At 72.5% G+C, this 24696-nt stretch carries 22 protein-coding genes; 10 read left to right on the top strand and 12 right to left on the bottom strand.

The features are described from left to right. Positions 1-228 precede the first annotated feature (228 nt). Positions 229-1347, top strand: a complete 1119-nt coding sequence (gene serC / locus ABZ990_RS07265) for a phosphoserine transaminase (protein WP_361226636.1) — start codon at positions 229-231, stop codon at positions 1345-1347. Between the two features lie 97 nt (positions 1348-1444). Here serC and ABZ990_RS07260 read toward each other — a convergent pair whose 3' ends face one another. After that, positions 1445-2500: a WD40 repeat domain-containing protein gene (locus ABZ990_RS07260; protein ID WP_361226633.1), complete on the bottom strand. Its 1056-nt coding sequence runs from the start codon at positions 2498-2500 to the stop codon at positions 1445-1447. Positions 2501-2643: 143 nt separating this feature from the next. Here ABZ990_RS07260 and ABZ990_RS07255 point away from each other — a divergent pair, with 143 nt between their 5' ends. Both ABZ990_RS07255 and ABZ990_RS07250 read left to right on the top strand, forming a co-directional pair. Then, the gene (locus ABZ990_RS07255) at positions 2644-3585 is read left to right on the top strand and encodes a GDSL-type esterase/lipase family protein (RefSeq protein WP_361226996.1); all 942 of its coding nucleotides are present in this window, start codon (positions 2644-2646) and stop codon (positions 3583-3585) included. A gap of 36 nt (positions 3586-3621) precedes the next feature. Beyond that, complete coding sequence (locus ABZ990_RS07250) at positions 3622-4188, top strand: N-acetyltransferase (protein ID WP_361226630.1); 567 nt, start codon at positions 3622-3624, stop codon at positions 4186-4188. 89 nt (positions 4189-4277) lie between these two features. Here the strand turns inward: ABZ990_RS07250 and ABZ990_RS07245 are convergent, their stop codons facing one another. Continuing rightward, positions 4278-4715, bottom strand: a complete 438-nt coding sequence (locus ABZ990_RS07245) for a carboxymuconolactone decarboxylase (protein ID WP_361226627.1) — start codon at positions 4713-4715, stop codon at positions 4278-4280. A gap of 39 nt (positions 4716-4754) precedes the next feature. Here ABZ990_RS07245 and ABZ990_RS07240 point away from each other — a divergent pair, with 39 nt between their 5' ends. After that, positions 4755-5360 carry a MarR family winged helix-turn-helix transcriptional regulator gene (locus ABZ990_RS07240; RefSeq protein ID WP_361226624.1) on the top strand — a complete coding sequence of 202 codons (606 nt, stop codon included), beginning with the start codon at positions 4755-4757 and terminating at the stop codon, positions 5358-5360. 153 nt (positions 5361-5513) lie between these two features. On the opposite strand, the gene ABZ990_RS07235 is transcribed toward ABZ990_RS07240, so the two are convergent. The 3 genes from ABZ990_RS07235 to thpR all read right to left on the bottom strand — a co-directional run bounded on the left by ABZ990_RS07235 (position 5514) and on the right by thpR (position 9528). Beyond that, entirely contained in the window at positions 5514-6506 is a 993-nt protein-coding gene (locus tag ABZ990_RS07235) for an aldo/keto reductase (RefSeq protein WP_361226621.1), read from the bottom strand. Between the two features lie 165 nt (positions 6507-6671). Then, a complete protein-coding gene (locus ABZ990_RS07230) occupies positions 6672-7955 on the bottom strand; it encodes a cytochrome P450 (RefSeq protein WP_361226618.1) in 1284 nt (427 codons plus the stop codon). A gap of 1000 nt (positions 7956-8955) precedes the next feature. Further along, the gene (thpR, locus tag ABZ990_RS07225; protein ID WP_361226616.1) at positions 8956-9528 is read right to left on the bottom strand and encodes an RNA 2',3'-cyclic phosphodiesterase; all 573 of its coding nucleotides are present in this window, start codon (positions 9526-9528) and stop codon (positions 8956-8958) included. 95 nt (positions 9529-9623) lie between these two features. Here thpR and ABZ990_RS07220 point away from each other — a divergent pair, with 95 nt between their 5' ends. Both ABZ990_RS07220 and ABZ990_RS07215 read left to right on the top strand, forming a co-directional pair. Next, positions 9624-10139 carry a GNAT family N-acetyltransferase gene (locus tag ABZ990_RS07220; RefSeq protein ID WP_361226613.1) on the top strand — a complete coding sequence of 172 codons (516 nt, stop codon included), beginning with the start codon at positions 9624-9626 and terminating at the stop codon, positions 10137-10139. A gap of 87 nt (positions 10140-10226) precedes the next feature. Beyond that, positions 10227-10712, top strand: a complete 486-nt coding sequence (locus tag ABZ990_RS07215; protein ID WP_361226610.1) for a PH domain-containing protein — start codon at positions 10227-10229, stop codon at positions 10710-10712. Between the two features lie 116 nt (positions 10713-10828). Here the strand turns inward: ABZ990_RS07215 and ABZ990_RS07210 are convergent, their stop codons facing one another. Together ABZ990_RS07210 and ABZ990_RS07205 are read right to left on the bottom strand one after the other, a co-directional pair. Next, positions 10829-12391, bottom strand: coding sequence for an MFS transporter (locus ABZ990_RS07210; protein ID WP_361226607.1), 1563 nt, complete (start codon positions 12389-12391; stop codon positions 10829-10831). A gap of 176 nt (positions 12392-12567) precedes the next feature. Then, positions 12568-13011 (bottom strand): MarR family transcriptional regulator, encoded by a 444-nt coding sequence (locus ABZ990_RS07205; RefSeq protein ID WP_361226604.1) that lies wholly within the window; start codon positions 13009-13011, stop codon positions 12568-12570. A 131-nt stretch (positions 13012-13142) separates the two neighbouring features. On the opposite strand from ABZ990_RS07205, the gene ABZ990_RS07200 reads away from it, so the two are divergent. Beyond that, positions 13143-13367 (top strand): ribbon-helix-helix protein, CopG family, encoded by a 225-nt coding sequence (locus tag ABZ990_RS07200; RefSeq protein ID WP_361226601.1) that lies wholly within the window; start codon positions 13143-13145, stop codon positions 13365-13367. Here ABZ990_RS07200 and ABZ990_RS07195 read toward each other — a convergent pair. After that, positions 13337-14785, bottom strand: coding sequence for an NCS2 family permease (locus ABZ990_RS07195; RefSeq protein WP_361226598.1), 1449 nt, complete (start codon positions 14783-14785; stop codon positions 13337-13339). The genes ABZ990_RS07200 and ABZ990_RS07195 overlap by 31 nt on opposite strands. A gap of 293 nt (positions 14786-15078) precedes the next feature. Between ABZ990_RS07195 and ABZ990_RS07190 the strand changes: the two genes are divergently transcribed. The 3 genes from ABZ990_RS07190 (at position 15079) to ABZ990_RS07180 (ending at position 19325) form a co-directional block, all read left to right on the top strand. Further along, positions 15079-15384 (top strand): DUF2530 domain-containing protein, encoded by a 306-nt coding sequence (locus tag ABZ990_RS07190; RefSeq protein ID WP_361226595.1) that lies wholly within the window; start codon positions 15079-15081, stop codon positions 15382-15384. A 236-nt stretch (positions 15385-15620) separates the two neighbouring features. Next, positions 15621-18326, top strand: coding sequence for an HAD-IC family P-type ATPase (locus tag ABZ990_RS07185; protein ID WP_361226593.1), 2706 nt, complete (start codon positions 15621-15623; stop codon positions 18324-18326). 90 nt (positions 18327-18416) lie between these two features. Further along, the gene (locus ABZ990_RS07180; protein ID WP_361226590.1) at positions 18417-19325 is read left to right on the top strand and encodes a hypothetical protein; all 909 of its coding nucleotides are present in this window, start codon (positions 18417-18419) and stop codon (positions 19323-19325) included. 127 nt (positions 19326-19452) lie between these two features. On the opposite strand, the gene ABZ990_RS07175 is transcribed toward ABZ990_RS07180, so the two are convergent. The 4 genes from ABZ990_RS07175 to ABZ990_RS07160 all read right to left on the bottom strand — a co-directional run bounded on the left by ABZ990_RS07175 (position 19453) and on the right by ABZ990_RS07160 (position 24282). Further along, positions 19453-19932, bottom strand: a complete 480-nt coding sequence (locus ABZ990_RS07175) for a hypothetical protein (protein ID WP_361226587.1) — start codon at positions 19930-19932, stop codon at positions 19453-19455. Between the two features lie 46 nt (positions 19933-19978). Beyond that, entirely contained in the window at positions 19979-20326 is a 348-nt protein-coding gene (locus ABZ990_RS07170; RefSeq protein WP_361226584.1) for a hypothetical protein, read from the bottom strand. A 146-nt stretch (positions 20327-20472) separates the two neighbouring features. Next, a complete protein-coding gene (locus tag ABZ990_RS07165; RefSeq protein ID WP_361226582.1) occupies positions 20473-20691 on the bottom strand; it encodes a hypothetical protein in 219 nt (72 codons plus the stop codon). 255 nt (positions 20692-20946) lie between these two features. Next, positions 20947-24282: a molecular chaperone Hsp90 gene (locus ABZ990_RS07160; RefSeq protein ID WP_361226579.1), complete on the bottom strand. Its 3336-nt coding sequence runs from the start codon at positions 24280-24282 to the stop codon at positions 20947-20949. Positions 24283-24696 lie beyond the last annotated feature (414 nt).

Below are 24696 nucleotides of genomic sequence, written 5' to 3'. Positions count from 1 at the left end.
CGCACCCCTCACGCCCTTCGCGCCCTTCGCGCCCTTCGCGCCCTTCGCGCTTCCCCGCGCCCCGGCGCCGCTCCCCCTCACCGCCTCGCTGTCCGAATTCTTGCGCGAATTCCGGCCTGATTCCTCGCCCGCTCGGTGTGCTCCCACGATCTCAGGATGTCCCACTCCTCATCTCATCGGGCGGACGTGCCGCATCCCCGCCCCTCTGGACCCGATACGCTCCGCCTCGTGGCCGATATCCAGATTCCCGCTGACATGAAGCCCGCCGATGGCCGTTTCGGCGCGGGCCCCTCCAAGGTGCGTACGGAGGCGCTGGACGCCCTGGCCGCCACCGGCACCTCCTATCTCGGCACCTCCCACCGCCAGCCCCGGGTCAAGGACCTGGTCGGCGAGGTGCGTGCCGGACTCCGCGACCTCTTCTCGCTGCCCGAGGGCTACGAGGTGATCCTGGGCAACGGCGGCTCCACCGCCTTCTGGGACATCGCGACCCACGGCCTGATCGAGAACAAGTCGCAGCACCTCACCTTCGGCGAGTTCTCGTCCAAGTTCGCGAAGGCCTCGAAGCTGGCCCCGTGGCTGGCCGAGCCGACCGTGATCTCCGCCGACCCGGGCCAGTGCCCGCAGCCGGTGGCCGAGGCGGGCACCGACGTCTACGCCTTCACCCACAACGAGACCTCCACCGGTGTCGCCGCCCCGCTGAAGCGGGTCGCCGGTGCCGACGAGGACGCGCTGGTCCTGGTCGACGCCACCTCGGGCGCGGGCGGTCTGCCCGTCGACATCACCGAGACCGACGTCTACTACTTCGCGCCGCAGAAGTCCTTCGCCGCCGACGGCGGGCTGTGGCTGGCGGCGTTCTCGCCGGCCGCCCTGGAGCGGGCCCGGCGGATCCACGCGTCCGGCCGGCACATCCCGGAGTTCTTCTCGCTGCCGACCGCGATCGACAACTCGCTGAAGAACCAGACGTACAACACCCCGGCGCTCGCCACCCTCTTCCTGCTCAACGAGCAGGTGAAGTGGCTGAACGGGCAGGGCGGCCTGGACTGGGCGGTCGCCCGGACCAAGGAGTCCTCGCAGGCGCTGTACGGCTGGGCGGAGGAGTCGAAGTACGCGACGCCGTTCGTCACCGACCCGGCGCTGCGCTCGCAGGTCATCGGCACGATCGACTTCTCGGACGACATCGACGCGGCCGCCGTCGCCAAGGTGCTGCGTGCCAACGGCATCGTCGACACCGAGCCGTACCGCAAGCTGGGCCGCAACCAGCTGCGGATCGCGATGTTCCCGGCGATCGACCCGGCGGACGTGCGGGCCCTGACGGCCTGCGTCGACTACGTCATCGAGAAGCTGTAACGGCAGAGCTGTACGCGGAGGCCCGGCTGCGGAGCACACTGCTCCGTCGTCGGGCTTCTTCGTGTTCCGGACGAGCGGGCCGGGCCGGCCGGGCGAGTCAGTCCCGGCGGAACAGCCGCTTGAGGCCGAACCAGGCCGCGAAGGCGACGCCGAGGACGATCACCCCGACGCCGAAGTTCCCTTGCTCTTCATCGGAGTTCGGGGACGTGGACCCCGCACCGGGGGTCTTCGGGTCCTTGGCGGACGAGCCGCCGCCACCGCTCCCGCCCCCGTCGCCCTGCCCGGGTCCGCCGTCCGTACGGTCGACCCGCACCACGCGGCTCTTCTGGCCCTCCGAGCCGAACATGAAGGCCGAGCCGTCCGTCGTGTACGTCACGGACTCCGCCTGCCCCTGGAACGGCGCCGCCACCGCCGTGCCGTCACCGGCGATGCGGCCGTCCTTCCACGTGTACTCCTTGGCGGCGAAGTAGCCGCGCAGGACGAGCCGGCCGCCGTCCGGCGAGAAGGCGCCGTCGGTCACCCAGGGGACTTCCCCGATACGGCGGAAGACGTTTGTCCCGGAAGTGGTGAGGTGCGCCGGGCCCTCGTACAGGCCGCCGCCCTTCTGGTTCTTGCTCGCGATGTAGATCCGGCCGGTCTTCGGATGGACCATCAGGGCCTCGGCGTTGCGGGCCCCGTCGGCGTACTTCACGACGTACTGGGCGGCCTGGACGGTCTGGTCGCGCAGCGTCTTGGGCTCGGGGAAGCGGTAGATCCACACGTGGTCCCAGGTGCCGTCGAGGTTGTCGCCGATGTCGCCGACGTAGATGTCGCCGTCCGGGCCGATGGAGATGGCCTCCATGTCGCGCGGGGTGCCGACGCCCTTCATGGTCACGGTCGCGACCGTCTTTCCCGTACGGGAGTCGACGCCGTAGATCAGGGGCGCGTCCTGGTCGTTGTGCGTCCAGTAGATACCGGGGTGGAGGCGGCTGGCGGCGAGACCGCTGGACTCGGTGATCCGGGGGTCCTCGATGGTGAAGTCCCGGTCGGGGCGTTCGTCCGTGACCGCCGAAACCGCCGCCACCGCCGCGTGCGCGGGGGCCGCGACGGCGCAGGCGGCGAGGACGGCGAGGGCGGTGGCCCCGAGGGCGCGGCGCGGCGCGGCAGATCGCATGCCCTCCAGCGTGCCACGGGCCGCCGCCCGACCCGCCCGTTACCGCGAGGACGGGGTCGGTGATGATGTGCCCCATGCGTTTTCTGTTCGTCGGCGACAGCATGACCATCGGACGCGCCGGCGACTTCACCTGGCGGTACCGGATGTGGCAGCACCTGGAGCGCCTGGGGTGCCCGGGGCCTGCGAAGCACCTGGAGTGCTCGGAGCGTGTGGAGTCCCTGGGGCGCCTGGAGTGCTCGGAGCGTGTGGAGCGCTTGGAGCACTTGGGGTTCGAGGCCGCTCCTGCCGGGGAGGCTCAGGCTGGGGGCGTGCCCGCTCCGATCGGGCATATGCCGCCCGTGCCGACACCGGCCCGGCATATGCCTCTCGTCTCTCCCCGCTCTCCGCACCGTCCCGGTTCCCCTGGTGCGTACGAGATCGTCGGCCCGCGCACCACGCTCTACGAGCCGTGCGACGACGCCGCGACCTCGCACGCATATGCCGACCCGGGCTTCCCCGCCGCCGCCCGCCGTCATCTGGCCGGCTGGGGCGAGGGCTGGCTGCACATGGCGCCGCTCGCCGGACCCGTGATCGCCGAGACCGGCGCGGACATCCTGCTGATCTCGCTGGGACTGATCGACCTCGGCTGGTACACCAACAGCGACCAGACGATCGAGAACGTCCATGCCTTCGTGACCGCCGCCCGCGCCGCGAACCCGCGCGTCCGGATGGTGCTGCTGCCCGTCATCCCGAACATCCGGGCCGAGGCCGAGGCCCCCTTCGCCGCCGAGTGCGCGCGCTTCAACGAACTGCTCGCGCAGGCGGTCGCCGACCTCGATACGGCGGCCTCGCCGCTGCTGCTCGCGACGATCCCGGAGTCGTACGACATCCACACGGACACCTACGACGGCACGCACCCGGGCCCCAGCGGCGAGCACAAACTGGCGGCAGCGTTCGCGGACGCGCTGTACCGGTTCTGGGGCATCGGCGGCCCGTACCGCCCCGACCTCCGGCAGGAACCGGAACAGGAACAGGGAGCGGGCCTGGGACCGGCGCAAGGGCCGGGGCCGGAACTGGGGCTCGCCGGGGCCGCCGCCGCTGGCTAGGCTCCGATCATGAGCAGCCACGCGTTCACTGGGCCTATGACAGACCGGCATCCCGCCGGCGAGCCCGTCCTCCTCGGCGCGGAGGAACTGGCCGCCGATCCGGACCTCGCGGGCGGTTTCCCGGAAGCCGCGCACCAGGTTCTGGCGGAGCTGGTCGACGGGGGCGCCCCGCTCGGCTGGGTCGATCCGCCTTCCCTGGACGAGGTGACGGAACTCCTCGGCCGGGTGCTCGCCGCGGCGCGGACCGGTGATGCCGCGCTGCGCGCCGTCTACCTCGACCGACGACTCGTGGGCCTCGGGTACTGGGTCCGCTACGGCCGGCCGACCAACCGGCCGCACGCCGACATCGAGAAGATCGCGCTCGCCCCCGCCGTCCACGGCCGCGGCCTCGGCCGGGCCCTGACGACCGCCGTGGTCGCCGACGCGCGCGAGGCGGGGATCGAGGTCCTCACCCTGGACGCGCGCGCCGACAACGAACGGGCCCTGACCCTCTACCGTTCGCTGGGCTTCACCGAGTACGGCCGGCTGCCCCGCTTCGTCGCGGTCGGCGACGTCCGCTACGACAAGGTCTTCTACATGCTCGACTTCCGCGAGGAGGTCTGACCGCCCTGCCGCACCCTGGCCTCACCCCGGACCCATGAGCGCCCTCGCGGACGGTGCGGGTTAGACGGGACCGGTGGGGTCGGCGGCCATCAGGCCGCCCCGACAAGGCGGTTGGCGAAGGTGGAGAGCGTGTAGGTGCCGATGCCGAGCACGACTTCGAGGGCGTTCTGCCGGGTGTAACCGTGGGCGAGGAACGAATCGAAGTCGGCGTCGCTCACCGCGCCGGACGCGGCGAGGACCTGGAGGGTGAAGCGGCGGACGGCGTCGAGGCGTTCGGCGGACGGGGCGGCGGCCGGGTCGAGCGCGGCCAGTTTGGCCTCGTGCATGTCGACGCACAGATGGCACTGGTTGCGGGTGGCGACGGTGAGGATGACGGTCTCGCGGGCGTACGGGTCGAGGGTCGTGCCCTCGAAGAGCGCGCTGAGCTGGAGGAAGGCGTCGAGGGTCTGCGGGGACGCCTCCTTGAGGAGCGCGACGGCGGCGGCGGTACGGGCGGGCAGGTCGTGCGGCTGGGTGGCGAGCGGCATGGAAATCCCCCTGGGGCACACTTCGATAGACTCGACAACATGGTTGACCATGTCGGTGAAGGAAACGTAAACCAGGTTGTCGATACGGGCAAGGGGGTTCCCCCGAGCATGGGAGCCGAGCGGAACCTGCCCGAGGCCCCCGACGGCCCCGGCTCCGACGGCCCGGGCCGCCCCGACACCCCCGGATACGAGCTGCCGATCCTCCTCTTCGCCGGCTTCCGCACCCTCATCGACCGCGTCCACACGGAACTCGCCCGCCAAGGCCACCCCGACCTGCGCCCCGCCCACGGCTTCGCCCTCCAGGCCATCGGTGCGAGCCCGTACGGCGCGACCGCGAGCGACATCGGACGGCGGCTCGGCGTCTCCAAGCAGGCGGCGGGCAAGACCGTCGACCGGCTGCTCGCCCTCGGCTACGCCGAGCGTGCCGACGACCCCGCCGACGCCCGCCGCAAACTCGTCTTCCTCACCCCGCACGGCACCGACGCCCTGGCCCGCTCGGCCGCCGTCTTCGACTCCCTGCGCGCCGAATGGGCCGCCCGCCTCGGCCCCGACCGCGTCCGCGACCTCGAATCCGCCCTCCGCACCGTCGTGCCCGCCGAGACCGCCTACCGCCTGGACGCCACCAGCTGGCTCGGCGGCGCCTGATCGACCCCCACACCCGCGATCACTTTCGGGCAACTTCGTTGTGAAACAAGTGAGTTCCCCCACGACTGGCATGGGGGAACTCACTGGCTACGCACTACTCGCTACGTACCTCACCCCGCAGCGCACGGAGCGCGCACCGCTACGGGGTCGCCGTCACCAGGCGAAGGCCTCCGGGGTGGGGCCCGGGCCGGGGAGGATCTCGTCGAGGGCGGCGAGGAGTTCGTCGCTCAGCTTCGTCTCCACGGCGCGCAGGGCGCCCTGAAGCTGCTCCGGGGTGCGGGGGCCGACGATCGGGCCCGTCACGCCCGGGCGGGTGAGCAGCCAGGCGAGCGCGGTCTCGCCCGGGTCCATGCCGTGCTTGTCCAGCAGGTCCTCGTACGCCTGGATCCGGGCCTTCTGGGCCGGGTCGGCCAGCAGTTCGGCGGTACGGCCGCTGGCGCGGCGGACGCCCTCGTTCTCCTTGCGGATGACGCCGCCGAGCGCGCCACCGTGCAGCGGGGACCACGCGATGACGCCGAGGCCGTACTCCTCCGCCGCCGGGATCACCTCCATCTCGGCGCGCCGCTCGTACAGGTTGTAGAGGCACTGCTCACTGACCAGGCCGACCATTCCGCGCCGTGTTGCGGCCTCGTTGGCCTGCGCGATCTTGTAGCCGGGGAAGTTGGACGAACCGGCGTAGAGGATCTTGCCCTGCTGGATCAGGACGTCCATCGCCTGCCAGATCTCGTCGAAGGGCGTCGCGCGGTCGACGTGGTGGAACTGGTAGATGTCGATGTGGTCCGTGCCGAGCCGCTTGAGGCTGGCGTCGACGGCGCGGCGGATGTTCACGGCGGAGAGCTTGTCGTGGTTCGGCCAGGCCGGCGCGTCGTCGGGCGCCATGTTCGCGTACACCTTGGTGGCCAGGACCACCTTGTCGCGGTGGGCCGGGTCCTTGGCGAGCCAGGAGCCGACGATTTCCTCGGTGCGGCCCTTGTTGTCGCCCCAGCCGTAGACATTGGCCGTGTCGAAGAAGTTGACGCCCGCTTCGAGCGCGGCGTCCATGATCGAGTGGCTGGTCTGTTCGTCGGTGTGCGGACCGAAGTTCATCGTCCCGAGGACGAGCCGACTGACCTTGAGTCCCGTACGTCCGAGCTGCGTGTACTCCATGACCACCAGCCAACGCCTTCGAGTGGGCTCGAAGCAAGGGCACTTGGCCGTGCCACGCCGGGTTCCTCGGCGCGGTCCCGGGCGGTCCGGCGCTCGGTTCCGGCCACGGGACCGCGCCCGGGACGGGGACGCGCCGACGCCGGCGGTCCACGGCGCGGCGGGCGGTCACCACAGGACCGGGACGCGTTCGGGCACCCGCTTGCAGCCGCCCTTCGTGAGCTCCGCCTGCCCGGCGGGCAGGGCGAGCCGGAGCCCCGGAAGGCGTTCGATGAGCACCCCGAGGGCCTCCGAGGCGTGGACCCGGGAGAGCGCCGACGCGGGGCAGAAGTGCCGCCCTGCCCCGAAGGACAGGTGCGGGTTGGGCGCGCGGTCGAGGTCGAAGCGCTCGGGGTCGGTGAACTGCGCCGGGTCGAAGTTCGCCCCCTCCACGCACACCAACACCAACTCCCCTTCCCTGACGAGCACATCGCCGACCCGGACGTCCGTCCGCGCGATCCGGGGCAGCCCCTCGCCGATCGGGAGCGTGACCCTCATCAGCTCCTCCACCGCCAGCGGCACCTTCTCCGGCTGCTCCCGCAGGTGCTCCACGGCCCGCGGGTGCCGGATCAGGGTGAGCGTGGCGTGCAGCAGGAAGACGTACGTACTCATCACGCCCGCCATGAACAGCGTGGTGACGGTCGCCGCCAGCAGTTCGTCGGACAGGCCCGCGCCGGCCCGCGCCCGCTCCGCCTCGTCGCGCAGTTCGCACAGGGTCCGGATCAGCCCCCGCTGCTCCTCGCGCGGCGCACGCACGTGCCGCAGGACGAAGGCGAAGTCCTTGCCCCAGTTGGCCGCGGATCCCTCGGGCACGACGGGGCTGGTGAGGAAACCGAGATCGAGGCCGGACATCAGCCGCAGCCCCTCCTCGTAGGGCAGCCCGAGGATCTCGCAGATCAGAGCGGCGGAGTACGGCTCCGCGAACCGCGCGCGCAGATCGACCGGCGCGCCCTCCTCGACCATCGCGTCCACCAGGCCGTGCGCCCGCTCGCGCAGCCACCGCGCCGACACCGGACCCGACCGGGGGCCGAAGGCGCGCAGCACCTCCTCGTGCAGCCCCGCGTTGTTCATCGTGCCCATGGCGTTGACGATCTCGGGCGGGATCGTCAGCGCGTACGGGCGCGGCACCCCCGGCTTCGCCGCGTCGCGCAGGCTGAAGCGCTCGTCCTCCAGGACCTGCTTGGCCAGCGCGTAGCCGGTGACGAGCCACGCCTCGTCACCCGTGGGCGTACGGACGCGGGCGACCGGGCACTCCGCCCGCAGCCGCGCGCACTCGGCGGCCAGGGCCTCACCGTGCCCGGCGGGCGGCCACTCGACGGGGTCGGCGGAGGGGGCGGCGGCAGGGGTGGCGGAAAGCTCGGGCGAGGGTGCGGGCGGCGGTGCGGGTGGGGTCGCGTCGGCGGTGGTGGACATGGCGGACGTGCTCCTTCTGAAGGGAGAAGACAAACCAAAAGACCAACGAGGGGGGAGGGAGGAAGGAAAGGGGACGGCGCGGATCAGTCAGGGAAGGCCGTGGTCAGGTACCCCTGAACGGCGCAGGGGCGCGCCGACCGCTCCGGCTCGCGCCGCCCGGCGGCGCACCGGCGGGAGGGCCGGCGGGAGGGCCGGCGGAGGGGTCGACGGAAGGACCGGTGGAGAGGTCGACGGAGGGGTCGGCGGAAGGACCGGATCGGGACCGAGCCTCAGGTCCGGCGGAGGGGCGGGGTCGTGCGGTGACAGCACGGGGCCGGGCCCCTCGGCGGGAACGCGTGGCGACAGCGCGAGGCCGGGTCGATGCCCGGGATCGGCGGGCCGGGGGCCGCATGCCTCTCCGGCGCCGCGCACGTCCACCACGTCCACCACGCCCGCAGTGCCCGCAGTGCCCGCAGTGCCCGCGACGGCGAAACGCTTCGTCGCGCGGCTCGGAGGGTCCACCCATCCGTGACCACGCACGCGCATGCGCCGACGCACGCGCCGAGCGGCCGGGACGCCACAGGCATGACAGACACCGGCACCGTCCCATAAGGCGGTATCCGGCGGGTGAGCGAGCGCGCGGCGAGGCGCGCCGGAGACTCCGGCGCGAACGAGCGAAAGAGAACGAAGGGAAAAACGAAGGGAAAAGGGGCGGGCGTCGGTCAGGATCGGCCGCTTGGCGCACTGCTTCTGGTCGGACACATCGATCTCATGCCCACGCGCAGTGACCGTGAAGCCAGCAACACCCCAAAAGGATGACTCTGTGTAATCAAAGGCGACAACGGTACGCGCCGCGGCGCATCACAACGCCCCGACACGCCGCCCGGGGCATACGCCCGGGAGGGCGCCGCTCCGCTTCAGGGCGTCACCCCACCACGGAGGTCACCGCGATGATCGCGAACATCAGGACGAGCACACCGGCCATGATCCGGTTTCGGGTTTTCGGGTCCACGCTTCGAGGTTAACCCGACCCGCCCAGTGGCCACGCGTCGACCGTCTCGTAGCGCGGCTGCTCCCCCGGCGTACCGCCGCCGGGAAGGTGGCTGCGCACCAGCGCCAGCTCCCCGACCCGCCACCGGCTGCCCTCGAAGGCGTCGAGCGCGGCGACGTAGGGCCGCAGGTCCAGATCCTCCGTACGGCACCGGGCCACCGTGAGGTGGGCCTGATAGCGGCGGTGCCGGTCCATCGGCACCCCGGCCCGGCGAGCAGCCGCGTCGGCGCGCTCGGCGAGCAGGCGCAGCTCGTCCAGGCCGCCCGCCGCCCCCGTCCACAGCACCGCCTTCCCGAAATGGCCGCCGCCGTGCAGCCGGAGCGGGAACGGTGCCGTACGGCCGGCCGCCCGGCCGAGCCGGGCCCGCAGGTCCGGAAGCAACTCGTCGTCGGCCTCGCCCATGAACGCGAGGGTGAAGTGCCAGCCGGGTCGCGAGGTCCAGCGCAGCAGGCCGGATCCTGGCATATGCCCAAGCAGATCGATCTCACGGCCCAGCTCGGCCAGCTGCTCGGACGGCGGGATCACGGCGGCGAAAAGCCTCATGGGCAGAGTGTGGCAGTCCGGCAGTCGCCCGAGCCCCGCCGTGGATCACTCCGAGGGCCTGGCCTGACCGGCTTCCCGCCCCTAACCTCTCTCCGATGGACACCGGGATCAAGATCAGGCAGGGCGGGCCGGACGATGTCGCCGCCGTCCTCTCGCTCCTCGACAGCGCGGTCGACTGGCTGGGCGGCAAGGGCATCACGGCGCAGTGGGGCACCGAGCCCTTCTCCTCGCGCCCGAAGACGGCCGCGCTGGTCGAGCAGGTGGTGACCGAGGGCTCCCCGTGGATCGCCGAGATCGACGGCGTCCCGGCGGGCACCCTGACCCTCACCCCGCACCCGGGGTCGTACGTGGCCCCGGCCGACGAGCCGGAACGGTATGTGCGCTTCCTCGCCACCGGCTCCCGCTTCCACGGGCGCGGCGTGGGCGCCGCCCTGCTCGCCCACGCGGCCGACGAGACCCGCCGCCTCGGCGTCTCGCTCCTGCGCGTGGACTGCTTCGCGGGCAGCGAGGGCCGGCTGGTCACGTACTACGAGCGCCAGGGCTTCACCCGTACGGAGACCTTCGCCGTCGGCGACTGGCCGGGCCAGATCCTGGAGATGCGCGTCCGCTGACAGCGGCGGCACCTCGACGCCAGGCCCCACCCCGAGGCCCCGCCCCGGGGCCGTCGCCTCGCCGAGCCCGCCCGTAGCATCACGGCCATGCCTGATGTGTGGATCGTTTTCAGCCCGGCCGACCGGCGGCGGTACTGGTGGCGGACCGGTGTCGTGGTGACGGTGCTCGTCGGTGCGACGGTGGCCATGGGCCTGGCCGAGATCGGATCGGACCCGTGGTGGTGGGTCGGCGTCTTCGGGATCCTCTACCTGGTCGCGATCTTCGACCTGGTCAACCGGGTCTACGGCCGGACGCTTCTGACCTCGGCCGGGATGGAGCTCCGCACCCTCGTCAGCAGGCGCCGCGTCCCCTGGAGCGAGATCGCCGGGGTCGAGGAGCGGCGGCGGACGAACCGGAACGGAACCTGGACGGATCTGCGGATCACCAGGCACCGTGGGCGTCCGCTCGCCCTTCCCGGGACCCTCACCAAACGGAGAGGGGACGCGGAACTCGACCGCAAGCACGTCGCCATCCAGGAGTACCGGTCCCGCGCGACCGCCGCCGCCCCCACGAGCGCCCAAGCCGCCGGTTAGGGCTGTCCGGCGATACGAGGAAGGGGCGGAACCCTTGCCGGGTCCCACCCCCTCTCCGTACGTCCGGGCAAGCCTCCGTACGTCCGCACAAACGAGCCGCGAGGGGTCGCCCGGCATCAGACCGCCGCGACCAGCTCCCTGCCGCGGTGTCCGTTCGGGACGAAGCGGACCCTCGGATGGCCGTGGTGCCAGCCCACCGAGAGCTTCAGACCGCCCGCGCGGGCCAGGATCACCCCGATCACGACCGCCGAGAGCAGCGAGACCAGACCGCCGGTCGCGAAGCCGATCCGCGGACCGAAACTGTCGGTGACCCAGCCCAGCAGCGGCGCGCCGATCGGGGTGCCGCCCGCGAAGACCATCATGTAGAGGCTCATCACGCGCCCGCGCATGACCGGGTCGGTGGCCATCTGGACGGCCGAGTTGGCGCTGATGTTGACCGTCAGACCGATCATGCCGATCGGTACGAGCAACAGCGCGAACAGCCAGAACGCCGGCGACAGCGCCGCCGCGATCTCCAGCGCGCCGAACACGCCCGCCGCGATCACCAGCATCCGCAGCCGCGTCGAGCCGCGGCGCGCCGCGAGCAGGGCGCCCGCGAGGGAGCCGGCCGCCATCAGGGTGTTGAGCAGGCCGTACGTACCGGCGCCGACGTGGAAGATCTCCTCCGAGAAGGCGGTCAGCCAGATCGGGAAGTTGAATCCGAAGGTGCCGATGAAGCCGACCAGGACGATCGGCCAGATCAGGTCCGGCCGCCCGGCCACGTACCGCAGCCCCTCGCGCAGCTGGCCCTTGCCGCGCGGGGCGCGCTCCACCTTATGGAGTTCGTTCGTCCGCATCATCAGCAGGCCGACGAGCGGGGCGAGGAAGGACAGGCCGTTGAGCAGGAACGCCCAGCCACTGCCGACGGTGGCGATCAGCACACCGGCGACGGCGGGGCCGACCAGCCGGGCGGACTGGAAGTTGGCCGAGTTCAGCGAGACCGCGTTGCGCAGCTGGTCCGGGCCGACCATCTCGGAGACGAAGGCCTGCCGGGTCGGGTTGTCGATGACGGTGACCATGCCGAGCAGGAAGGCGATCAGGTAGACGTGCCAGACCTGGACGTTGCCGGTCAGGGTCAGAACGGCCAGGATCGTGCCGAGGACGCCGAGCGCGGCCTGGCTGACCAGGAGAATGGCGCGCTTGGGGTAGCGGTCGGCGAGAACGCCGCCGTACAGGCCGAACAGCAGCATCGGCAGGAACTGGAGGGCCGTCGTGATGCCGACGGCCGTGGCGGAGCCGGTGATGCTCAGGACCAGCCAGTCCTGGGTGATACGGGCCATCCAGGTGCCGGTGTTGGAGACGATCGCTCCGGAGAAGAACAGCCGGTAGTTGCGGATCGCGAGCGAGGAGAAGGTTCCCTTGCCCTCGCTCCGGCTCTTGCTCCGGGTCTCGCTCCGGCCCTGACCCTGGCCCTGAGTCTCGCTCCAGGTCTTGCCCCGCTGCTCGCCCTGGGCCTTCTCCGGGCCAGCGCCCGGGCGGTCCGCCCCAGGGGCGGAGGCGGGGACGGGAGCGGGTACGGCGGCCGGGGCCGCGGCGGCGACTTCGGCCGCCTCGCCGATACCGGCGCTGGTGCTGATGCCGACGCTGTCGCCGGCGCTGGTGGTGCTGGTACGGGTGCTGGTACTGCTGCTCGTGCTCATGGTGCCGGCGTCGTCGATGGTGTCGCCGGCGGCGCCTTCGGCGCCTGTGCCTATCCCTATGCCGCTACCTGGCTCGGTACCGGACTCGGTGTCGGTGTCGGGTTTTCGGACGGGGGCGGAGTCTGCTCCGGATCCCGTACTCAAAGTGCTTCGCCTCCTCGGCGCCTCGCGTGCGGTTACAGGTGCGCCAGCTTCTCGAGGACGGGGGCGGCGGCGCGCAGCTTCGCCCACTCCTCCTCGTCCAGGCCCTCGGCGAGGGCGGCCAGCCAGGCGTTCCGCTTCGTACGGGACTCCTCCAGCATGGCCTCGGCCTGCTCGGTCTGGCTGACGACCTTCTGGCGGCGGTCGTCGGGGTGCGGTTCGAGCCTGACCAGTCCCTTGGCTTCGAGCAGCGCGACGATCCGCGTCATCGACGGCGGCTGGACGTGCTCCTTGCGGGCCAGCTCGCCGGGGGTCGCGGAACCGCACAGCGACAGAGTGCCGAGCACCGACATCTCGGTGGGGCTCAGCGACTCGTCGACGCGCTGGTGCTTCAGCCGTCGGCTCAGCCGCATGACGGCGTTACGGAGCGCGTTCACGGCCGCGACGTCGTCGGCGGAGCCGTGGGACAGATCGGGCATGTCCTTAGCGTAACTCATTACTCTACCTAAAGACCAATTGGGAAGATGCGGCTCACATCTATCACTCGAACGGGTGAGAGCGGCCCGGAAAGTGACGCGCGCGGCCGTTCCTTAACGCAAACCTGACGGGCATGGATTCGACCGTGCTCAGCCTGCGTATCGAGGGGGAGCTGTTCGAGCGGCTCCGCGCCCATGCCGCCAAACGCGGAATGAGCGTCCAGGACTATGTCGTCCGGACGCTCATTCGCGAGGATTTCGACGAGCGGTTCCAGACCGCGGTCGAGGAGACGGAGAAGTTCTACGGGGCCTCCGACGCCCCCGGCGATCAGGTCAGGCCGAGCGCCGGCATCGCGTAGTAGAAGACGAAGACCGCCGAGACGGCGTACATCGCCACCGGGACCTCACGGCCTCGGCCGGCCGCGAGCCGCAGCAGGCTGAAGGAGACGAAGCCGATGCCGATGCCGTTCGTGATCGAGTACGTGAACGGCATCATCAGCATCGCCAGGAAGGCCGGCATCGCGATGGTGTAGTCGCTCCAGTCGATCTCCTTGATCGACCCGGCCAGGATCAGGAAGCCGACCGCGAGCAGGGCCGGGGTGGCCGCCTGCGAGGGCACCATCGTGGCGAGCGGCGTGAGGAACAGCGCGACCGAGAAGAGGGCGCCGGTCACCACGGAGGCGAGACCCGTACGGGCACCCTCGCCGACACCGGCCGTGGACTCCACGAAGCAGGTGGTGGCGGAGGAGGAGGTGGCGCCGCCGGAGGCGACGGCCAGGCCGTCGATCAGCAGGACCTTGTTGATGCCGGGGAAGTTGCCGTCCTTGTCCATCAGCTTGGCCTCGTCGCCGACGCCGAGGATCGTGCCCATGGCGTCGAAGAAGCAGGACAGCAGGACGGTGAAGACGAACAGGACACCCGTCAGCACGCCGACCTTGTGGAAACCACCGAACAGGCTGAACTCGCCGAAGAGACCGAAGTCGGGGGTGGCGATCGGGTTGCCCGGCCACTCCGGGGTGGTCAGACCCCAGGACGGGACCTTGGCGACGGCGTTGACGATCATCGCGACGATCGTCATGACGACGATGGAGATGAGGATCGCGCCCGGGACCTTGCGGACCATGAGGGCGAGGGTGAGCAGGGTGCCCACGATGAAGATCAGGACCGGCCAGCCGGTGAGGTGACCGTCGCCGCCCAGCTGGAGCGGGACGGTGGTGTGCGCGAGGTCGGGGATACGGGTGACGAAGCCCGAGTCGACGAGGCCGATCAGCATGATGAACAGACCGATACCGATGGCGATGGCCTTGCGCAGGCCGGCCGGGACGGCGTTCATGACCCGCTCGCGCAGACCCGTGGCGACCAGCAGCATCACGACGATACCGGCGAGGACCACCATGCCCATGGCGTCCGCCCAGGCCATCTTCGGCGCGAGCTGGAGGGCGACGACCGTGTTGACGCCGAGACCGGCGGCGAGCGCGATCGGCACGTTGCCGATGACACCCATGAGGAGCGTCGAGAGCGCGGCGGTCAGGACGGTCGCGGTGACGAGCTGGCCGCTGTCGAGCTGGTGCCCGTACATGTCCTTGGCGCTGCCGAGGATGATCGGGTTCAGCACGATGATGTAGGCCATCGCGAAGAAGGTGGCGAAGCCGCCGCGGACCTCACGCGCGACGGTGGAGCCGCGCTCGGTGATCTTGAAATAGCGGTCGAAACCGGAGACCGGACGCTGATCCTGCGGCTCCGGGGCGAGGGCCTCGGCGGTGGCCGTCGAACTCATGGGGGTTCCTCTTCGAGGGGGTCAAAGGAGAGAAGAAGTTCCTTTTGGCGGTTCATACGAAGGAAACCGGCCATAGGCAAACGTTTTTCAGTATGAACACATGAACGAGCGAACGTCTATCTCCGCGCGTAGACCCCGCTCCCGCAAGGGTTCATCGTCACCGAGCGCGGGCCGAACGCGTACGGACGGTGTGCGAGCCTCGGTGATTTTTAGAGCTTCACACAAGAGGCTCGGAGGGGCTCATGCGAAAACATGAAAACCAGCCTTACGGCCTGGCCGCCTAGACTGAGCCCATGGCGAAGTGGACACCGAAGCACGAGGCGCCCGAGCCCCTGGAGGGGCCCGTCGTCGCCACCATCACAGGCGGCACGATCCTTTGGTTCGCCCTCTTCCTCGTCCAGGTCCCCTTCTACGGCTGGTTCGACGACCGCGACCTGACCTGGTGGGTGTGGACCTGCCTGGCCGGCGCGGGGCTCGGTCTGATCGGCATCTGGTACGTGCGGAAGCGCGACGCGGCGATCAAGCGGTACCAGGCCGCGCGCGAGGCCGAGGCGGAAGCCGGAGCCGGAGCCGGAGCCGGGCACACCGCGGGTCAGTAGCCCGGACCGCGGCGACGGGCGGACCGGGTGTCGCGGAAGCGGCGGTCGGTGGCCGACGGTCGGCGGTCGGCGGTCGGCGGTCGGCGGGATCAGGAGCTCGGGCGTCGCGCCAGGGCCGTAGACCCTCTCTCTTCGCGGGACGGTGTCGTGCCTGAGGACCATCCCGCTCCTCCCCCGGTCTGATCTTCCGGCCTTTCGGTGGGTGGGGGGCCATAACCGGTCGTACCGTCGAAAACATGACTCAGCGGGCGAAGATCAACACCGGGGACGGCGGAGCCGACGACCACGGCTCCACCGGCGGCGGATCGGAACGACGATCCGGCGGTACGGAGAAGGGCGGCGACCCCGTGTCCGCCGAGCCCGGCCCGGATCGCGGCGCGGGTCCCGGTCCCGAGCGCCCGAATCCCGGCCCCGACCCCGCCCCGGGCCCGGGCCCCGGTCGCAGCCACGGTCCCGGTCACGACCCCGAGAACTCCGCCGCTGAGAACTCCGCCGGCGAGGACTCCGCCGCCGACGTCGTCGCGCCCCGGTCCACCGGTCTGACCGCCACCGAGGTCGCCAAGCGCGTCGAGCGCGGCGAGGTCAACGACGTACCCGTCCGCAGTTCCCGTTCCACCGCCGACATCGTCCGCGGCAACGTCTTCACCCGCTTCAACGCGATCATCGGCCTGCTCTGGCTGATCATGCTCTTCGTCGCGCCGGTCCAGGACAGCCTCTTCGGCTACGTCATCATCGCCAACACCGGCATCGGCATCGTCCAGGAGCTGCGCGCCAAGCGCACCCTCGACGGGCTCGCCGTCATCGGCGAGGCGAAGCCGACCGTCCGCCGCGACGGGGTCGCCGCCGAGATCTCGACCTCCGAGATCGTCCTGGACGATCTCATCGAGCTCGGCCCCGGCGACAAGGTCGTCGTCGACGGCGTCGTGGCCGAGGCCGACAGCCTGGAGATCGACGAGTCGCTGCTCACCGGCGAGGCCGACCCCGTCGTGAAGCACCCCGGCGACCGGATGATGTCGGGGTCGTTCGTCGTGGCGGGCGGCGGCGCCTTCACCGCCACCAAGGTCGGGCGCGAGGCATATGCCGCACAGCTCGCCGAGGAGGCGTCCCGCTTCACCCTCGTCCGCTCCGAGCTGAGCGGCGGCATCTCCACGATCCTCAAATACGTGACGTGGATGATGATCCCGACCGCCATCGGTCTGATCATCAGCCAGCTCGTCGGCGAGCACAACAACCTCAAGGACGCCATCGCCCGTACGGTCGGCGGCATCGTCCCGATGATCCCCGAGGGCCTGGTGCTGCTCACCTCGGTCGCCTTCGCGATCGGGGTGATCCGTCTCGGCCGCAAACAGTGCCTCGTGCAGGAGCTGCCCGCCATCGAGGGGCTCGCCCGCGTCGACGTCGTCTGCCTCGACAAGACCGGCACGCTCACCGAGGGCGGCATGGACGTCACCCGACTCCAGGTCCTGAACGGCGCCGACGAGCCGTACGTACGCAGAGTGCTCGGCGCGCTCGGCGCGTCCGACTCGCACCCGAACGCCTCCCTCCAGGCCCTCATCGACGCCTACCCGGACAGCGGGGGGTGGCGGCGTACGGCCACGCTGCCGTTCTCCTCGGCCCGCAAGTACAGCGGCGCCGCCTTCGAGGAGGACGGCGGGGCGCGCTCCGCCTGGCTGCTCGGCGCGCCGGACGTCCTGCTGCCGGCCGGCGACCCGGCCCTCGCCGAGGCCGACCGGCTGGGCGAGCAGGGCCTGCGGGTCCTGCTCCTCGCCCGCGCGGCCACCGCCACGGCCGGCGGAGACGGGGACGGGAACGGGAACGGGAACGACAACCCCTTCGCCGGGGCCACCACCCCCGGGGCCGGGGCCGGGGCCGACATCGCCGCCGGGGCCCGCGCCACCGCGCTCATCGCCCTCGAACAGCGACTGCGGCCCGACGCCGCCGAGACCCTCGCCTACTTCGCCGACCAGCACGTCACCACGAAGGTCATCTCCGGCGACAACGCCGTCTCCGTCGGCGCCGTCGCCGGCAAGCTCGGCATGCCCGGCGCCGCCGACACGGTCGACGCCCGCACCCTGCCCACCGACCGCGAGGCCATGGCGACGGTCCTCGACAAGAACGCCGTCTTCGGCCGGGTCACCCCGCAGCAGAAGCGCGACATGGTCGCCGCGCTCCAGTCGCACGGCCACACGGTCGCCATGACCGGCGACGGCGTCAACGACGTCCTCGCCCTCAAGGACGCCGACATCGGCGTCTCCATGGGCTCCGGATCCGAGGCCACCCGCGCGGTGGCCCAGATCGTCCTGCTGAACAACTCCTTCGCCACCCTCCCGTCCGTCGTCGCCGAGGGCCGCCGGGTCATCGGCAACATCACCCGGGTCGCCACCCTCTTCCTGACGAAGACGGTCTACTCGGTGCTGCTCGCGATCCTGGTCGTCGTCACCGGCGTCGAGTACCCCTTCCTGCCCCGGCACCTGACCCTGCTGTCCACCCTCACCATCGGCGTCCCGGCCTTCTTCCTGGCCCTCGCCCCCAACAAGGAACGCGCCAAGCCGAACTTCGTCCGGCGGGTCATGCGGTACGCCATCCCCGCCGGCGTCATCGCGGCGGCGGCCACCTTCACCACCTATCTGCTGGCCCGCCGCTACTACGCGGGCTCGGGCGCCCTCGACGCCGAGACCAGCGCCGCGACCCTCACCCTCTTCCTGGTCTCCATGTGGGTCCTCGCGATCATCGCCCGCCCCTACACGTGGTGGCGGATCGCACTCGTCGCATCCATGGGCGGCGCCTTCCTCCTCGTCCTCGTGGTGCCCTGGCTCCAGCAGTTCTTCGCGCTGAAGCTGGTCGGGGTGACCATGCCGTGGACGGCCGTGGCGATCGCGGCGGCCGGCGCGGCGGTCCTGGAGTGGGCCTGGCGGTGGGTGGGGCGGCGCTTCCCCGCCTGACGCCACCACCCCTCTCTTCACCCGCCACCTCGGAAAACCCCAACCCCCGCCACCAAGCGAGGAGTTGGGGTTTCTGGCACGATGGCGGCCGTGAATCAGGGACACGAGGGAACCACGGCCGAGCGGCGCGCTTTCGCCCGTCGCGCCTGGAAGATCACCGAACCGGCGCACGCCGTCACGTACTTCGCGCCGGAGAGCCGCGAGGCGAACCGGGCCCTCGGGCTGCGGGGCCTCTGGATGGGCTACTTCGCCGCCCGCGCCGCCCCGCTGGGCGCCGTGTCCGCCGGGGTGGTGGAGGCCGCGTTCCACAACTTCCACCCCTCGGTGGTACGCCGCACGCTCCCGGACGCCTGGACGTTCGCCACCCCCGAAGCCGTCCTCCGTGCCCGGAGGGAGGCGGCGGCCGCGGCACTGCGCCGGGTGGCGCCGTCGGCGGCGGACGCCGCCGGGGAACTCGTGCCGCTTCTCCAGCGGGTGATCACCGCCGCGGACGGCGCCGGACGGCCGCTGTTCGCGGCCAACCGCCCTCTGGCCCTTGCCGGTTCGGACGCGGCGGGAGTCGGCGATCCGGTGGCCGCCCTGTGGCAGGCCACGACGGCGCTGCGCGAACACCGCGGCGACGGCCACGTGGCCGTGCTGACGTCCGAGGGGATCGACGGCTGCGAGGCCCATGTCGTCTTCGCCGCCGCGGGCGGAGCACCCGAGCGGACCCTGCGCGACACCCGGGGCTGGACCGAAGACGACTGGCAGGCGGCCACCGGACGCCTCGTCGCCCGCGGCCTCATCGACCCGGCCGACGGCCGCCTCACCCCCGAGGGCCACGCCCTCCGTACCCACGTCGAAGCCCGCACGGACGACCTCGCCGGCCGGCCGTACTACGAGGCGCTGGGGCAGGAGGAACGCGAGCGGATCACCGAGCTGCTCGCACCGGTCGCCCGCGAGGTGACGGACTCCGGGACGATCCCGTTCCCGAACTCGATGGGGCTGCCGAGGGAGTGAGGCGCGCCGAGGACCGGCCGAACACCCCTTAGTCGTAGGAGGTGATGAGGTCGTGGTCCACGGTGAGGGTGGCGCGATCCAGTGCGGGAAGCCTCAGTTGCTCGCTGATCAATCGGGTCAGCCGCTCCTAGTAGTCCTCGCGCTCGGAGTCCTGGCCCTCGAAGTCCTCGCCCCCGGAGGCCAGTCCTGCGGCCGTGATGACGGGCGCCAGCTCGTTGGGCCAGTACTCGCCGACGTATGCAGGGGCCTCGTAGTCGACGCAGGACACGGCCCGGCCGTCCTTGAAGTGGTACGCGTGGGGACCGTGCGCCTGGGCGAGGGAGGGATTAGGGACGAACACCACCAGCTCGGCCCCCGGCGGACACAACTCGCGGTAGTCGACCGGGGCGTAGTCGTCGCGAGCCGGGTTGTACATGGGGTGCACGAGCACGCCCCACTCGCCAGGGGCGACCTCGCCGCCTCGGGCGAACGCCGGCCGGTGGCGCGCGTTCAGCGCCTCCGCCAGGTCCGTCAGGCCGACGCCCTTGACGTACAGCAGGACGGTCTCGTCCTCGCGCCGGTGCCCATCGATCCACGCGATGACACCGCTCTTGATCCAACCTGTCATGCCGCGCACCGTAACCGGCACCGCCGACAGCACCCCGTCCCGGCCGTCAGACGGACGCCACCGTCGTGGTGTGCACGACACCCGGGCAGATGCGGCAGGCGTCGGCGCCGCCCTGGGCCCACCAGCGGCAGGTGGAACGGATCGCGCACGGCGGCGGCGCGGGCGCGCCGGAGTCACCATGAGAGCCGTGCGAACCCTGCGTGGCACGTTTGGCACGGCCCCGGCCCGCCACCTCGTCGCCCACCGAGCACCGGCCCTCCGCCCACTGGCGGCACGCCGACTCGACGCACGGCCCGGCGAAGCGGAACCGGGCCTCGGGCGGGCGCATCCCCGGCGCCGCCGCGCGCTCGGCGAACGCGGCGGTCACCGGCAGCGGCGGGTGGAGCGCGGCCACGGTCCCGTCCGGCCGGACGATCCCAAGCAGCAGATGGCCGGTCGTACAGGAGCTGCTGGGGCAGGTCGCCGCGCTCCCCGCTCCCGGCCGAAGGGGGTCTCCCCCGGCAACTCCGGCCGCTCCGGCCACTCCGGCCACTCCGGCCACTACTCCTCCGGTTCGAGGATGATCCCCATGATCGGCGGACGGGACGGAGCGGCCTTCGGCTTCCCCGGTTCGCCGGGGTCCGCCTCCCGTAGCGGGGGCGCGAGATCGAGTTCGGCGACCTCGTCGAGGACCGTCCGCCGCACGGCGTCCGTGATCCGCTCCATCGCGTCCGCCGGCAGGTCGCCCTGCACGGTGACCCGCAGTCCTTCCTTGGCCATGCCCTGTCCCTCATCCGGTCGCGCCCCGCCGGTGCCGTCTCGCCCGGCCCACCGGCGACGCTGCCACCGGGCCCGGGGGCCCGCAAGCGCGGTCGGCCGGCCGGGGGAGGCGGGGCGGGCGCCCGGTGGCGGACGGTCGCACGTCCCCGCCGCACTCGCCCGGCCCCCTCACGTACGGTCCCGCTCCCGGCTACGGCTGCCGTACGACCCCCGGAATCGCGCCCCGAGCCCCGCCGGACCCGCCGAACGCCCCCGTCAGTCGAACCAGCGGTCCCGCGCCAACTCCTCCGTACGCGACGGGTCTTCGAGCAGCGCGGCCACCTCGAAGCGGCGCGGCCACTGTCCCGTCGCCCAGGCCAGGCCCGCGGCGACGCCCTCCAGGGTGGCGGCGTGGAGGGTGCCGTCAGGGGTGCGGCGCCAGTCGAGTTCGGTGCCGGCGGCGCGGAGTTCGTCGTGCTCGACGTACGTGGCCGGGGTGGCCGGGCCGAGGAGGGCGTGGACGGCGGGCGGGACCTCGTGCTCCTCGCCGTCCGTCGTCACCTCCGCCTCGACGGCCTCGCTCAGCCGGCGTACCTGGAACAGCTCCGCCAGATCGGCCGCCCGGTCGGGGGCGACCGGAAGCAGGGGCAGGCCCGCGGTGAGCGGCAGCAGGTCGGGGGCGTCGGCGACGAGGGCGTCCGCCGCGTCCACGACGACCAGAGTGCCGTCGACGACCGCGCGCAACTCGTCGGGCAGGGTGACCTGTTCCGGGTCGAGGTCGGCCAGGGCCGTGTACAGGGCGTGGAGTTGGGCGCCGGTGACCTCGCGGGACGGGTCGGCGAGGCGGGCAAGGAGTTCGGCGGCGCCGCCGGGCTCGTCCAGGAGGGCGGTCACGGAGGTACGGACGCCCAGGGCGCGCAGTACCTGCTCGTCCTCGAAGCCGGTGGCGTCGGCGGCGTCGTAGAGCCCGGCGAGCAGCGGGTCCGTACCGGCCGCGCGCAGACCGGCGGGCCGGCGCCCGTCGAGGACGGGGTGGTCGCGCAGCCACCAGGCGGTGTACGACCGTACGGTCTCGGTCGTGCCGTCCGGCAGCAGGACGCGTACGGGCTGGGTCAGCGCGTCGCGCAGCGGCGGCCGGGAAAGCAGGGCGAGCGCCCGGGGCCAGGCGTCGTCGTCCACGAGGTCGAGGTCGCGTACGGCGACGATCTCCGTCGCGACCGGCGGCACCGGGGTGTCCGGCAGCCGGTCGAGGACGTCCTCGCACCACACGTCGACGGCGTCGAGCAGCCCGGCGTCGTCGGGCTCCGCGAAGTCGCCCTCGCGGGGCTCCAGTTCGTCGGGGTCGAGCACGAGGTCGGCCGCGCGGACGAGCTGGAAGGAGGCGAGCACGCCACAGGCGGCGAGCGGCTGTTCGCCCCACCGGTCGGCCAGTTCGGCGTCCACGAGCGGGAGTTCGTCCTCGCGCATCACGGAGGCGAAGGCCGAGCCGGGCATCACCAGTTCGCCCGCCGGGGTCAGCTCGCCGTCCTCGTCGGGCAGGGCGAGCGCGCCGAGCCACGGCTCGTCGCCGGGCGCCAGATCGGCGTCCCGGACGAGGGCGAGGACGGTCTCGGCGAGCTCGTCGGCGTCCAGGGAATCGCCGTCCTCGTCCCAGATCTCGCCCGCGTCGAGCGAGGCGGCGACCGCCGCCCGTACCTGCGGCGTGGTCAGGACGGCGCGCGGGGTCGCCGGCACGGCGCCGAGCTTCTCCAGGATCGGGTGCGCGGCGTCCGGGTGGGCGACCTTCAGGCCGAGCCGGGTCAGATCGGCGGGGGTGTCCGCCTGCGGCAGCAGGACCTGGCGGGGGCCGATGGTGGTGCGGATCCGGGCCCCGGGCACGGGCACGGTCCCAGCGTTCGTGCCGGCGGCCGGGTCCGTCAGCGGGTCCGCCCACGCGTCCGCCGCCGGGCCCGTCCCCGGGCCCGTCCCCGTGTCCACCCGCGTGCCCGCCACCGTCAGGCTCGCCGCCGCCGCGTCCGCCGACAGCTCGTCGGCCGGCAGCCCGTCCGGCGATGGTTCGCCCGCCGGGCTCTGCAGCGGCACCGGCAGGCCGGTCAGCCGCTCCGGGTCGACGCCCGCCAGCGAGTCGTACAGCCGCCACCACCACTCCGGCGTCCGCTGCACGCCCGCGAGCCGGTCCACGGCCTCCGTCAGCGGCAGCCGTCCCACGCCCAGCGTGCGCAGCTCCACGCGCCGCTCCAGACCGGCCGGCAGCAGTGTCGGGAACACCTCGGCGAGCACCTCGACCGTCGCGGCGCCCGCGCCCTCCACGACCTCGGCCTCGATCGGCCGCAGCGCGGGCAGGTCCTCCGAGGCGAGGGCGGGGGCCAGGAACGCGATCCGCGGCAGCCGGTCCAGGATGGCCGCGCGCAGCGCGCCGTCGAGCGCGCCCTTGCCGAGCGGGCCGGGGACGAGGTCGAGCGTGCCGGTGGTGACGGGCCGCCAGCCGGCGAGCAGTTCGGCATATGCCTCACCGGCCCGGTCCACCAGGAAGTCGGTCAGCGGGCCCGGCGCCGGGTGGCGGCGGGCGGTGTCCAGCGGGAACGACGCGATGAGCAGGGCGGGAATGCCCAGCGGCTCGTCGGTCGGGGTCGGGGCGTGCACGACCGGCGTGGTCCGCGGGTAGCGGGGCGCGCCGTCCTCGTCCACGGGGACGGCCCAGGTGACCGACCAGTGCGGGCGGAGCCGTTCCTCGACCGGGCGGTCCTTGAGGAGGGCCTGGTCGAGCGGGCCGCCGTGGCTGACCGTCCGCCAGCGGTGGGCGCCGGTCGCGGAGTCCTGGATGTGGACGTAGCCGTCGCGCTCGGCGCGGGTGACGGTGCGGACGCCCTCGGCGGTCTCGACGACGACCTCGGTCAGGCCGGGCAGGGTGAGCAGCAGGGCGTCGTCGACGGCGGCGAGCAGCCGCTCGGCGAGGTCGACGGCCGCGGCGTCGCGCAGCGGCAGCACGACGACCGTGTCGTAGCCGTCGGGCGCGGTGCCCTCGGCGGGCAGCGGGAGCCGCAGCAGGGGGACGTGGCCCTCGCGGCGGCGCAGTTCGTCGCCGAGGCCGGGGCTGTGCCGGGCGACGTCGGAGGCGAGCGCGCGGGCCTCGGCCAGCGACCAGCGGACGCCGCCGTGGCGGCCGAGGACGGCCGGTTCGTCGGAGACGGCGAGGACGGCGGCGAAGCCGACGCCGAAGCGGCCGACGGTGCCGGCGGCGGCATCGGAGTCGTGCTCGGTGCGCTTGGCGGAGGCGCGCAGCGTCGACAGGGACTCGACACCCGTGGCGTCGAGCGGGGCGCCGGTGTTGGCGGCGGCGAGGACGGCGGGGCCGTCGGCGCCGGCCGGGTGCAGGGTGAGCCGGAGCCGGCCGGGGACACCGGCGCGGCGGGCGGCGTCGGCGGCGTTCTGAGCGAGTTCGACCACGAGCCGGTCGCGGTAGCCGCCGAGGACCAGGTCCTCCTCGGCGTTGGCGTCCTCGCGGAACCGCGCCGGGCCCGCGGCCCACGCGTCGAGCACGCCTCTGCGGAGCCGTGCGGTACCGAAGGGGTCGGCTCCGTCGGTCGACGTCCTGACGCTGACGACGCTCACGTCTGACTCCACTCTGCGGTGTGGGGGGCGGGTCGGATCGGGCCGGTCCGGGACTCCGGGCCCGGCCCAGGGCCGGGCGACTGCCCGGTGCCGGTGCCCGAAGGTACCGTGCCCGCGACCGCTCCGACGGCCGGGGCGCGATCGCTCCGGGAGGGCGCGCGAGGGGACGTACGCGCCCCTGAGGATCCGCCCGGGGAGACCCCGACAACCCCGGCCCCACCGGTTCCGTCCTCGGCCCCTACCCCGTCGGGGCAGGGGGATGCGGGCGCGCGGGGTGTGGGCTCAGGGCACGTACGGGACGCGGGTGGGACCCGTACGGGACGCGCGCGTACGGGCCGACACGCACGTACGAGCGGGACACGGTCGGCATATGCCGCGAAGCGGCACGTACGGCCGCCACCGCACGTCAGGGGG

The sequence above is a fragment of the Streptomyces sp. NPDC046203 genome (assembly GCF_040646255.1).
Lineage (GTDB): Bacteria > Actinomycetota > Actinomycetes > Streptomycetales > Streptomycetaceae > Streptomyces.
Note: the sequence above shows the minus strand (reverse complement) of the source record. Positions and strands in the feature narration are given on the sequence as shown.